13 protein-coding genes are annotated in these 11514 nt (G+C 68.0%); 9 read left to right on the forward strand and 4 right to left on the reverse strand.

The window, feature by feature from the left end; translation table 11 throughout:
• Positions 1-78: 78 nt before the first annotated feature.
• On the reverse strand, positions 79-972 hold the full coding sequence (locus HMPREF3014_RS04235) for a LysR family transcriptional regulator (protein WP_003114492.1): 894 nt from the start codon (positions 970-972) through the stop codon (positions 79-81).
• A gap of 95 nt (positions 973-1067) precedes the next feature.
• On the opposite strand from HMPREF3014_RS04235, the gene HMPREF3014_RS04240 reads away from it, so the two are divergent.
• The 7 genes from HMPREF3014_RS04240 to HMPREF3014_RS04270 all read left to right on the forward strand — a co-directional run bounded on the left by HMPREF3014_RS04240 (position 1068) and on the right by HMPREF3014_RS04270 (position 6237).
• Positions 1068-1457 (forward strand): CidA/LrgA family protein, encoded by a 390-nt coding sequence (locus HMPREF3014_RS04240; RefSeq protein ID WP_003091885.1) that lies wholly within the window; start codon positions 1068-1070, stop codon positions 1455-1457.
• Positions 1444-2130: an LrgB family protein gene (locus HMPREF3014_RS04245; RefSeq protein WP_003102323.1), complete on the forward strand. Its 687-nt coding sequence runs from the start codon at positions 1444-1446 to the stop codon at positions 2128-2130. The genes HMPREF3014_RS04240 and HMPREF3014_RS04245 overlap by 14 nt, the downstream gene beginning before the upstream one ends.
• A gap of 128 nt (positions 2131-2258) precedes the next feature.
• Positions 2259-3038, forward strand: coding sequence for a class II aldolase/adducin family protein (locus tag HMPREF3014_RS04250; RefSeq protein ID WP_003114490.1), 780 nt, complete (start codon positions 2259-2261; stop codon positions 3036-3038).
• Positions 3035-3931, forward strand: coding sequence for an alpha/beta fold hydrolase (locus HMPREF3014_RS04255; RefSeq protein ID WP_009876874.1), 897 nt, complete (start codon positions 3035-3037; stop codon positions 3929-3931). The genes HMPREF3014_RS04250 and HMPREF3014_RS04255 overlap by 4 nt, the downstream gene beginning before the upstream one ends.
• 98 nt (positions 3932-4029) lie before the next feature.
• Positions 4030-4323, forward strand: coding sequence for a hypothetical protein (locus tag HMPREF3014_RS04260; protein ID WP_003122196.1), 294 nt, complete (start codon positions 4030-4032; stop codon positions 4321-4323).
• A gap of 115 nt (positions 4324-4438) precedes the next feature.
• Positions 4439-5350 carry an SDR family oxidoreductase gene (locus HMPREF3014_RS04265; RefSeq protein ID WP_003111019.1) on the forward strand — a complete coding sequence of 304 codons (912 nt, stop codon included), beginning with the start codon at positions 4439-4441 and terminating at the stop codon, positions 5348-5350.
• A 116-nt stretch (positions 5351-5466) separates the two neighbouring features.
• Complete coding sequence (locus HMPREF3014_RS04270; RefSeq protein WP_003091874.1) at positions 5467-6237, forward strand: crotonase/enoyl-CoA hydratase family protein; 771 nt, start codon at positions 5467-5469, stop codon at positions 6235-6237.
• Between the two features lie 19 nt (positions 6238-6256).
• Here HMPREF3014_RS04270 and HMPREF3014_RS04275 read toward each other — a convergent pair whose 3' ends face one another.
• The 3 genes from HMPREF3014_RS04275 to HMPREF3014_RS04285 all read right to left on the reverse strand — a co-directional run bounded on the left by HMPREF3014_RS04275 (position 6257) and on the right by HMPREF3014_RS04285 (position 8876).
• Positions 6257-6601: a cupin domain-containing protein gene (locus HMPREF3014_RS04275; protein ID WP_003091873.1), complete on the reverse strand. Its 345-nt coding sequence runs from the start codon at positions 6599-6601 to the stop codon at positions 6257-6259.
• A gap of 34 nt (positions 6602-6635) precedes the next feature.
• The gene (locus HMPREF3014_RS04280) at positions 6636-8042 is read right to left on the reverse strand and encodes an NAD(P)/FAD-dependent oxidoreductase (protein WP_003102335.1); all 1407 of its coding nucleotides are present in this window, start codon (positions 8040-8042) and stop codon (positions 6636-6638) included.
• Between the two features lie 90 nt (positions 8043-8132).
• The gene (locus HMPREF3014_RS04285; RefSeq protein ID WP_003119583.1) at positions 8133-8876 is read right to left on the reverse strand and encodes an AraC family transcriptional regulator; all 744 of its coding nucleotides are present in this window, start codon (positions 8874-8876) and stop codon (positions 8133-8135) included.
• 284 nt (positions 8877-9160) lie between these two features.
• On the opposite strand from HMPREF3014_RS04285, the gene HMPREF3014_RS04290 reads away from it, so the two are divergent.
• Both HMPREF3014_RS04290 and HMPREF3014_RS04295 read left to right on the forward strand, forming a co-directional pair.
• On the forward strand, positions 9161-10918 hold the full coding sequence (locus HMPREF3014_RS04290; RefSeq protein WP_003102337.1) for a DUF1302 domain-containing protein: 1758 nt from the start codon (positions 9161-9163) through the stop codon (positions 10916-10918).
• 56 nt (positions 10919-10974) lie between these two features.
• The coding region (locus tag HMPREF3014_RS04295) for a DUF1329 domain-containing protein (protein WP_141765717.1) at positions 10975-11514 on the forward strand (540 nt) is incomplete at its 3' end.

An 11514-nucleotide genomic window follows, 5' to 3' on the forward strand; every position in this document is an offset into this window, starting at 1 on the left:
GAGGGAGCAAGCGGTAGGGCGAATAACGCCCCCAGGCGTTATCCGCCGTAGCCTCTGCCGAGCTGGCGGTTATTCGTCCTACGCCGGGCTTTCCTCCAGCGGCTGCTCGCGCAGCAGCTCCAGCCAGGCCTGCGCCGCCCGCGACAGGTAGCCGCCACGGCGCCAGATGAAGGCGATGTCCCAGCGCAGGTCCGGCTCCCTGAGCAGGACCCGCACCACTCCCGGGCGTTCGATCTCGCGAGCGATCACCCGTGGTAGCAGCACCACTCCCTGGTTGGCCGCCACCAGCGCGCCGAGGAAGTCGGCCTGGCCGCTGCGGCCGCCTTCGCGCGGGCTGAAGCCGGCCTCCAGGCAGGCGCGCAGCAGGCGGTCGTTGAGGGTGAAGCTCTGCTGGTAGAGCAGGAACGGGCTGTCCGCCAGTTCGCCGAGGGCGACGCTGGCGGCAGCGGCCTTGGGATGCCCGGCCGGCAGCAGCACGTCCAGCGGTTCGTTGCAGAACGGCTGGTAGTCGAAGCCGTCGTCTGCCGGGGTGAGGCTGCCGGCCAATTCCAGCTCGCCGGCCAGCACCGCCTGCTCCATGGTCTTGCTGCCGCCCTCCACCAGGTGCACGGCGATGTTCGGATAGCGCCGCCGGTATTCGGCGAAGCGTTGGGCGAACAGCGCGTCGGCACCGAGCAACGGCAGGCCCAGGCGCAGTTCGCCGCGGTTGAGCTGGCTGAGGTCGTCCAGTTCGCTGAGCAGGTCGCGGCGCAGCCGCAGCATCTCCTCGGCGCGGCGAAACACCACGGCGCCGGCGTCGGTCAGGCGCACGTGCGGCCCGTTGCGTTCCAATACCTGCACGCCAAGGCTCTGCTCCAGTTGGGCGACCTGCTTGCTGATGGTCGACTGGCTGGCGTGGCGGACCTGCGCCGCCTGGGTGAAGCTGCCCTGGCGGACCACTTCGACGAAGCTGCGGAGTTGACGGAATTCCATTCTGGAATGGCTCTCATGCGGACAATTCGCTTTGGGGATGATAGGCCGGGCCTTATCCTTTCTCCATCCCCGATTTCCCAGCCAAGGCCTTTCCCATGTTGCCCCCGCTCGTCCGCCGTCTGTCCCGCCTTGCCGCCGAACTGGCGGTACTCATCGCCTTCTGGTGGGCTGGCGGCTGGCTGGCGAAGGCCATCGGCCTGCCGCTGCCGGGCGGGGTGGTCGGCCTGGCGGCGCTGTTGCTGCTGTTCGCCAGCGGCCTGCTGCGTCCGGCCTGGCTGCAGGCCGGCGCCGGCCTGTTGCTGGCGGAGATGTTGCTGTTCTTCATCCCGGCGCTGATGAGCCTGCTCGACTACGGCGCGCTGCTACGCAGCGAGGGCTGGCGCATCCTCCTGGTGATCATGCTCAGCACCCTGCTGGTGATGCTGGTCACCGCGGTGTCGGTGGAGTGGATGTGCCGCTGGAGGGCGCGCCATGAGTCTCGATAAGCAAGCCCTGTTCTGGTTGGCGGCGACCGTCGGCGGCTACCTGCTGAGCCGCCAGCTGTACCGCCGGGTGAAGTGGTACTGGCTGTCGCCCATCGTGTTCGTCCCGGTGCTGCTCTACGCCCTGGCGATTCCCACCCATACCCGCTACGCCGACTACGCCCGCGACACCAATTGGCTGGTGGCGCTGCTCGGTCCGGCGACGGTGGCCTTCGCCATCCCGATCTGGCAGCAGCGCGAGCTGCTGATGCGCCACTGGCCGGCGCTGCTGGCCGGGATGTTCGCCGGCACCGCGGTGGCCATCGGCAGCTCCTGGGCGCTGGCCCAGGCCCTGGCGCTGGACGGCCAGGTCACGCTGTCGTTGCTGCCGCGCTCGATCACCACGCCGTTCGCCATGGAGATGTCCCACGACCTGGGTGGCGTGCCGGAACTGACCGCCGCCTTCGTGATGATCACCGGGGTGTTCGGCGCGGTGATCGGCGGCACCCTGCTGCGCGTCCTGCGCTTGCGCACGCCGCTGGCCCGCGGCGCGCTGTTCGGCGTCGGCGCGCACGGCGCCGGCACCAGTCGGGCCTACGAGTTCGGCGGCGAGGAAGGTTCGGCGGCCGGTCTGCTGATGGTTCTCACCGGGCTGTTCAACCTGCTGGTCGCACCCCTGGTCGCCCACTGCCTGTAGCCTGCGCGCATAGGCCGGCTGAATCCTCCGCCATTCAGCCGGCGCGCGAGTGTAAGCCCGGCGACAGTCGCCGGAGGAGGGCGGGGCTAGACTGCGGGCATCCGATAACGACAAAAGAGGATGCCGCCGTGACCGCCGTTCACTCCCTGCCCGCCGATGTGCAAGCCCAGGTCTCCGCCGCCGAATGGCAGACCCGTGTCGATCTCGCTGCCTGCTACCGGCTGGTCGCCCTGCACGGTTGGGACGACCTGATCTTCACCCACATCTCGGCCAAGGTGCCGGGCACCGAGGACTTCCTGATCAACCCGTTCGGCCTGATGTTCCACGAGATCACCGCCTCCAGCCTGGTGAAGGTGGATGCCAGCGGCAAGAAGCTGATGGACAGCCCCTACGAGATCAACCCGGCCGGCTACACCATCCATAGCGCGGTGCACGAGGTCCGCCACGACGTCGAGTGCGTGCTGCACACCCATACCGCCGCGGGGATCGCGGTGTCCTGCCAGAAGCAGGGCCTGTTGCCGCTGTCGCAGCAATCGTTGTTCGTGCTCTCCAGCCTGTCCTACCACGCCTACGAGGGCGTCGCCCTGAACCATGAGGAAAAGGCCCGCCTGCAGGCCGACCTGGGGGCCAGCAATTTCCTGATCCTGCCCAACCACGGCCTGCTCACCTGCGGCGGTTCCATCGCCGATACCTTCCTCATGATGTTCACCCTGCAACGCGCCTGCGAGGTACAGGTGATGGCGCAGAGCGGCGGCGCCGAGCTGATCCACATCCCGGGGCAGATCCTCGCCGGCGCGCGCGACATGATCGCCGGGGTGATGCGCAGCAAGACCGGCATGGGCGGCCAGCTCGCCTGGCCGGCGCTGCTGCGCAAGCTCGACCAGCAGAACCCGGGCTACCGCCAGTGACCGCGGCGCTGCCCGGCATTCCACTGGAGGCCTGGCGGAGGCGGGGCCGCACCCTGGATTTCAAGGGCTTCCCGATCCGCTACTGGGAAGCCGGGCAGGGTCGGCCGTTGCTGCTGATCCACGGTTTTCCCAGCGCCGCCTGGGACTGGCACTACCTCTGGGAGCCGCTGGCGCAGCGCTACCGCGTGCTGGTCTGCGACCTGCTCGGCTTCGGCGATTCGGCCAAGCCGCGCGCCCATCGCTACAGCCTGCTGGAGCAGGCCGACCTGCAACAGGCGCTGCTCGGCCGCCTGGGAATCGACGAGCCGCTGCACGTGCTGGCCCACGACTACGGCGACAGCGTCGCCCAGGAACTGCTCGCCCGCCATCACGAAGGCCGGCTGCGGCTCGCCTCCTGCGTGTTCCTCAATGGCGGGCTGTTCCCGGAAACGCACCGCCCGGTGCTCAGCCAGAAGCTGTTGCTGAGCCCGTTGGGCGGGCTGTTCGGCCGGCTGTTCGACCGCCGCGCCCTGGCGCGCAACTTCGCCAAGGTCTTCGGCCCGCGCAGCCAGCCCGGCGAGACCGAGCTGGATGCCTTCTGGAGCCTGATCGAAAGCAACCAGGGGCAGCGGGTGATGCATCGCCTGATCCGCTACATCGTCGACCGCCGCGAGCAGCGTGAGCGCTGGGTGGTGGCGTTGCAGCACGGCGGGGTGCCGTTGCGGGTGATTGACGGCGCCGTCGACCCGATCTCCGGGGCGCACATGGTCGAGCGCTACCGGCAACTGGTCGCCGATGCCGACTGCGTGCTGCTCGATGGCATCGGCCACTATCCGCAGATCGAAGCGCCGGCGGCGGTGCTCGAACATTACCTGGCGTTTCGTGCCCGACTGGATGATTCAGAGTTTTCTTAAGCGAGTTTGAGATTGCAGCAAGTGCCATCGCGCAAGGATCGGGGCTAGGGTGCTGGCGCCTCGCTGGACGAGGCGTTTCGTCACCCATGGAGGTCTCCATGCACGATCCCGTTTCTCCCTTGCGCGTGTTCGACGAGGGCTCCTGGTTGTTCCGCCAGATGGTGCAGGCGCAGCCGTTCATCCGCCAGTCCGGGATGGTCCTCGCCGAACTCGGCCTGCTGCTGGCGCTCGGGCTCGGCTACCTGTGCTGGCAGGAAGGCAGTCGCTGGTACGCCGTCGGCGCCGGCTTCGCGTTGCTCGGCAGCCTGCTGCTGGTGGTGGTCCGGCACAACTACGACTGGTGGCTGTTCAAGCTCGGCCCGCGTGGCCGGCTGTACATTCCGTTCGACTGAAGCGGAACATCCCGCTGCCTTATCGGGCGCCATTCATGGTGGCGCGAAGCCTTGTCCCCGCCGGCGGGCTGGCCGACACTCGGGCAATCCTTCCTACTGCCCTGGAGTCCCGAACATGAGCGATGCCCTGCGTTTCGACGACCAAGTCGTGATCGTCACCGGAGCCGGCGGCGGCCTTGGCCGCGCCCATGCCCTGCTGTTCGCGAAGCATGGCGCCAGGGTGGTGGTCAACGACCTCGGCGGCAGCACCCATGGCGAAGGCGCCAGTGCCTCGGCGGCGGACAAGGTGGTGGCGGAGATCCGTGCCGCCGGCGGCACCGCGGTGGCCAACCACGACTCGGTCACGGACGGCGGCAGGATCGTGGAGAACGCGCTGGACGCCTTCGGCCGCGTCGACGTGGTGGTCAACAATGCCGGCATCCTGCGTGACAAGACCTTCCACAAGATGGAGGACGCCGACTGGGACCTGGTCTACCAGGTGCATGTCGAAGGCGCCTACAAGGTCACTCGCGCCGCCTGGCCGCACTTGCGCGAGCAGGCCTACGGGCGGGTGGTGTTCACCTCCTCGACCTCGGGCATCTACGGCAACTTCGGCCAGAGCAACTACGGCATGGCCAAGCTCGGCCTCTACGGCCTGACCCGCACCCTGGCCCTGGAAGGGCGCAAGAACAATATCCTGGTCAACGCCATCGCCCCCACCGGCGGTACGCGGATGACCGAGGGGCTGATCCCGCCGCAGGTCTTCGAGCAGCTCAAGCCGGAGCTGGTCAGCCCGCTGGTGGTCTACCTCGGCAGCTCGGCCTGCGAGGATACCTCGGGGCTCTATGAGGTCGGCGGTGGCTGGATCGGCAAGGTGCGCTGGGAGCGCAGCCTGGGCTTCGGCTTCGATCCGAAGGCCGGCTTCGATGCCGAGGACGTGGCCGCGCACTGGCAGCAGATCTGCGACTTCGAGAACGCCGCGCACCCGGCGGACAACGTCGAGGCGCTCCGTGAAATGATGGCCAACCTGCAGAAGCACGCGCTCTGAGACGCCCGGCGGATGCGGCGCGGCCGCGGGAAAAGGACTAAGGTGAAGACCGGCCGACGCCGGTCTTCTGCCATCCGGCCGGTGTCTTTTTTCGCTTTTTCCGCAGGGAGTCTGTCATGAGTGTCATCGTCGAACGCAACGGCCCGGTCACCACCCTGGTCATCGCTCGCCCGGAGCGGCGCAATGCGGTGGACCGGCCGACCGCCCAGGCCCTGGCCGACGCCCTGCGCGAGTTCGAAGCGGACGATACGGCGCGGGTCGCGGTACTCACCGGCAGCGGCGGCAATTTCTGCGCCGGCGCCGACCTGGCGGCGGTAGCCGAGGATGGCGAGCGGCGCAATCGTCTGGAGGCGGAGGGCGACGGGCCGATGGGGCCGAGCCGCATGCAGCTCGGCAAGCCGCTGATCGCCGCCATCGAAGGCTATGCGGTGGCCGGCGGGCTGGAGCTGGCGCTGCTCGCCGACCTGCGGGTGATGGCCGAGGACGCCATCTGCGGAGTGTTCTGCCGGCGTTTCGGGGTGCCGCTGATCGATGGCGGCAGCGTGCGCCTGCCGCGGATCGTCGGGCAGGGCCGGGCGCTCGACCTGATCCTCACCGGGCGTCCGGTGAAGGCCGACGAAGCGTTGCAGATCGGCCTGGCCAACCGGGTGGTGCCGAGCGGTTCGGCGCGAGCCGAGGCCGAGGAGCTGGCGGCGGAACTCGCCGCCTTCCCGCAGACCTGCATGCTCGCCGACCGCGCCAGCGTATACGCGCAGTGGGAACTGTCCTTCGACGTGGCCCTGGCCAACGAATTCCAGGGCGGGCTGGCGGTGATCGAGAGCGGCGAGACCCTGGAGGGCGCGCAGCGCTTCAAGGACGGCGAGGGGCGCCACGGGCGCTTCGAGTGACGCCGTCGCGCCGCCCGGGCTAGCGGTGGATGATCACGTAGCTCTTGCGTACGGTTTCCTGCACATCCCACACGCCAAGACTGTTCTCCGGCAGCAGCAGGGCATCGCCGGCCTCGATGCGGATGGTCTCGCCGCCGTCCGGGGTGAAGGTGCAGCGGCCTTGCAGGAAGTGGCAGAACTCCTGCTCGACGATCTGCCGCCGCCAGCGTCCGGGGGTGCATTCCCAGATGCCGGTTTCCACCTGGTCGGTGCGCTCCACGGCGTAGGCGCGGGTCTGCGCGACCGGCTCGCCAAGGGGCACCGCGACCGGGCTGGCGGCGCCAAGATCGGCGCCGGCGGTATTTTTCAGAAGGGTCAGGGCCATGCGGTTTTTCCTCTGTGGGAGGTGGAGGGGATTCTCAGCGCATCAGGCTTTCCATGCCGGCCGCGAGGGTTTGCGCCAGGCTGCGGCGCCAGGGCGCGCTGTGCGGGTCGGCAAGGACCCGGTCCTCATGGACGAAACTGCGGATGATCGCGTTGTAGCCGAGCCAGCGGCAGGGTTCCGGTTCCCAGCGGGCCAGGCTGTCCAGCGGACGCTCGCCCAGCACCCAGGGCTGCCGCAGCAGCTCGCTGTCCTCACCGAGGATCAGCGCGGCCAGGGTGCGGCCGCCGAGGTTGCTGGCGCCGACCCCTTCGCCGCCGTAGCCGCCGGAGAGGGCGATGCCACTGGCGCGGTCGAGCAACATGTGCGGGCGGAAGCGCCGGGCCATGCCGAGGTTGCCGCCCCAGGTGTGGCTGATCCTGGCGTCCTTGAGCAGCGGGAAGAGTTCGCCGAACAGGTAGCGACGCAGGCCGACTTCCTCGTCGTCGAGGCTGAAGTCGCTGCGCAGCTTGCCGCCGAAGCGGTAGCCGCCCCGCGCGCCGAAGGCCAGGCGGTCGTCGGCGGTGCGCTGGCCGTAGGTGACCTGGCGGCTGAATTCGCTGAAGGCCTGGCCGCGCTCCAGGCCGATCTCCGCCCAGACCGACGACGGCAGCGGCTCGGTGGCCACCAGCAGACTCTGCACCGGCAACTGGTAGTGGCCCAGTGGCGGCAGGCTGGCGGCGTAGCCTTCCACCGCCGGCACGATCCATTCGGCGCGCAGTTCGCCGCGCTCGGTGCGCAGCAGGCCGCGTTGCCAGTGCAGCACCCGGCTCTTCTCGAACAGCCGCACGCCCAGGCGCTCCACCGCGCGGGCCAGGCCGCGCGCGAGCCTGGCCGGCTGGATGGTGGCGCAGTGCGGCGAATGGATCGCCCCGTAGCTGCCGGGGATGCGCAACTGCTGGTCGAGTTCCTGCGGCGTCAGCCAGCGGTAGTCGCTTTCGTCCAGGCCTTCGGCATAGAGATCATGCAGATAGGCGCGCAGGCGGCGTTCCTGTTCCGGGTAGCGCGCCGCGCAGTAGAGCACGCCGCCCTTGCGGTAGTCGCAGTCGATGCCTTCCTCTTGCAGCACCCGCGCGACCTCGTCGGGAATCCCGTGCAGCAGGTCGTAGCCGGCCCGGCGCCGTTCCGGCGGCAAGCCGGCGAGCAGGCCGTCCTCGCCGAGCAGGTTGCCCATCAGCCAGCCGCCGTTGCGCCCCGAGGCGCCGAAGCCGGCGGTTTCCGCCTCGACGATGGCGACGCGCAACTGCGGCGCCCGGCGCTTCAGGTAATAGGCGGTCCAGAGGCCGGTGTAGCCGGCGCCGACGATGGCCACGTCGACCTCGAGGGATTCTTCCAGGGACGGGCGCGCTTCGAGCGGATCGTCCAGTTGATTCATCCACAGGCTGAGGTGGCGCCAGGCCGACATAGAGGGCTCCATAGCGAGAGGGAAGGGGGAATGCGGCGAGAGTAGGAAGATGCCGTGCGCCTGTCGTGCGCGCGGGTCCGCTGGGAAATCTCAGCGGCGCGACGACAGGCGCTTCAGGTATTCGCGCGGAGACTGGCCGGTGTGCTGGCGGAAGCAGCGGTAGAAGGCCGACAGCGAATTGAAGCCGGCGGCGAAGGCCAGTTCGTCGACCCGTCCGGGCAGCTCGCCGGAAAGCTGGCCGAGCAGGTGTTGCAGGCGGGTCTGGTTGACGTACTGGTAGAAGCTCAGGCCGAGCACCTGGTTGAGCAGGTAGGAAATCTGGTTGCGCGTATAGCCGGTGGCATTGGCCACCTGGGTCAGGTCCAGGTCCGGATCGAGATAGGGCTGGGCCTGTTGAAAGTAGTGCTCCAGGTCGCGCGCCAGCAGGCTCAGCTGCTTGGCCGAAAGCCCCAGGCGGCTGGCCGGCGGCCGGCCGTCGCCGCCGGCCTGGGCTCCGCCGCCGCTTTCGTGGACCAGCGAGGCGTATTCGTTGATGCGCCAGATCAGGCCGTCGCGCACGGTGATCGCCTCGCTGGCGCGGAACGAAGCCAGGCGGCCGCTGAGGGTCACCCGCAGGCGGTACTGGATGAAGGCGGTATCGCCGTCGAAGCGGATACGGTCGGTGTGCTCCAGCGACTCGTCGGGGCCCTTGGGCATGGTCGCCTCGACGTACTCGCGGAGATCGGCCAGGCGCATCCGGCGGTTCTGGAAGAAGTCGTTGTATTCGACCTCGGGATGATAGAGCGCCATCACCGCGTCGATGTCGCGGTGCTTCCAACTGAGGTGGTAGCGCATGACCGTCTCGCGGGTGGCGTCGGCGAGGTCGCGGTCGGCGGGAATGGTCTGTTCGGGCTGCATGCAGCGAAGGATGCCATCGCCGCCGCCGGCGGAACAGTGCCGCGCCGTCATCCATGCACTGGATGACGGCGTATCCATCCTGCATATGGCGTTCGCCGAGGCGCTTTCCAGGGCCCCTGTTCATTCTTTCGGGCGACAGCCGGAATACCTCCTTGGTGCGCTTACCGCCGTTCGGGCCGCTGGGTAGGGTGTAGCCACCTCGACCCTGTCAGGAGAGCCGCATGACAACAACAAAAAGGCGCGGAATCTTCCCTCTGCACGCACTCGCTGCGGCCACAGCCCTGGGTTGCGCCACCCAGGCCTCGGCCGTGTCATTCAACATCGGGGAGATCGAAGGGCAATTCGACTCGTCGCTGTCGGTGGGGGCCAGCTGGTCCATGCGTTCCGCCGACAAGGACTACATCGGCACCCGCAACGGCGGCCACGCCTCGTCGCAGACCTCCGACGACGGCCGGCTGAACTTCAAGAAGGGCGAAACCTTCTCGAAGATCTTCAAGGGCATCCACGATCTCGAACTCAAGTACGGCGACACCGGCGCGTTCTTCCGTGGCAAGTACTGGTACGACTTCGAGCTGAAGGACGAACACCGCCTGCTCTACGACATCGACGACCACAATCGCAAGGAGGGCGCCAAGTCCTCCGGGGCGCAGCTGCTCGATGCCTTCCTCTACCACAACTACAGCATCGGCGACCTGCCCGGCAGCGTGCGGGTCGGCAAGCAGGTGGTGAGCTGGGGCGAGAGCACGTTCATCCAGAACTCGATCAACAGCATCAACCCGATGGACGTCGCCGCGTTCCGCCGGCCCGGCGCGGAGATCAAGGAAGGCCTGATCCCGGTGAACATGCTCTACCTGTCCCAGGGCATCAGCGACGCGCTGACCGTCGAAGGCTTCTACCAGTTGGAGTGGGACCAGACGGTGATCGACAACTGCGGCACCTTCTTCTCTACCACCGACGTGGTCGCCGATGGCTGCGAGCGGATGGTCTACGCCGGCAGCGACTTCGACCCGAACCCGGCCAACGGCTACCGCTACCTGCCGCGCGCCGGCGATCGCGATGCCCGCGACAGCGGCCAGTGGGGCCTGGCCCTGCGCTGGTACGCGGCGGAGCTGAACGACACCGAGTTCGGCCTGTACGCGATGAACTACCACAGTCGCAACCCGTACTACAGCGTGATCGCCGGCAACGGCCTGGCCACCTCCGACCCGGTCACCGGGCGCTCCACCGGCTATTACTTCATCGACTATCCCGAGGACATCCGCCTCTACGGCCTGAGCTTCCAGACCAACATCGGCAGCACCTCGGTGGCCGGCGAGCTGAGCTACCGGCCGAACATGCCGCTACAAATCAACAGCACCGACATGTCGATCGCCGCGATCTACCCGACCACCCTGTTCGGCAACCCGATCTACGACAGCGGCTTCGCCACCCCGCGCGCCGGCGAGGTGATCAACGGCTACGTGCGCAAGCCGGTGACCCAGGCACAGGTGACCGTCACCCAGTTCTTCGACCGGGTACTGGCGGCCGACCGCCTGACCGTGGTCGGCGAAGTCGGCTACAACCACCTCAGCGGGGTCGACGGCGACGACCTGCGCTACGGTCGCGACGCCATCTATGGCATCGGCGAACTGCCGAACAACGCCTTGTGCACCGGCGCGCTCAACGTGGCCAACCCGCAGGAGTGCAACAGCCACGGCTTCTACACCCGCAACTCGTGGGGCTATCGCCTGCGCGGGATCCTCGAATATCCCAACGTGTTCGCCGGGGTCAACCTGAAGCCGAACCTGGCCTGGTCGCACGACGTCGAGGGCTACGGGCCGAACTTCAGCGAGGGCGCCAAGGCCGTCAGCGTCGGCCTCGATGCCGACTACCAGAACACCTATACCGCCAGCATCAGCTACACCGACTTCTTCGGCGGCAACTACAACCCGATCAACGACCGCGACTTCCTCGCGGTGAGCTTCGGGGTGAACTTCTGAGGTCCGCCGCCCCTCGGGGCGGCCGCTTTCGCGGATACGAACAAGGATAACGACGCATGAAAACAGCACGACTCCTGTCCTCCGGGGCGCTGGCCCTCAGCCTGCTGGCCGGTTCGGTGACGGCGGCGGTTTCGCCCGACGAGGCCGCCAAGCTCGGCAGCAGCCTGACCCCCATCGGCGCGCAGAAGGAAGGCAACGCCGACGGCAGCATCCCGGCCTGGACCGGCGGCCTCGCGGCCAGCGCCGGCAAGGTCGATGGCAAGGGCTTCCTTTCCGATCCCTTTGCCGACGAGAAGCCGCTGTTCACCATCACCGCGCAGAACGTCGAGCAATACAAGGACAAGCTCTCCGACGGCCAGTTGGCGATGTTCAAGCGCTACCCGGAAACCTACCGGATCCCGGTGTACAAGACCCATCGCACGGTGGCCCTGCCGGCCGAGATCGACGAGGCGGTCAAGCAGAGCGCGCTGAACGTGCAGCCGATCAACGACGGCAACGGCCTGTCGAATTTCGAGAAGAGCCGCTACTACGCCTTCCCGATCCCGAAGAACGGTGTCGAAGTGCTCTGGAACCACATCACCCGCTACCGCGGCGGC

The organism is Pseudomonas sp. HMSC065H01 (genome assembly GCF_001815235.1).
In the GTDB taxonomy this organism is placed as follows: domain Bacteria; phylum Pseudomonadota; class Gammaproteobacteria; order Pseudomonadales; family Pseudomonadaceae; genus Pseudomonas; species Pseudomonas aeruginosa.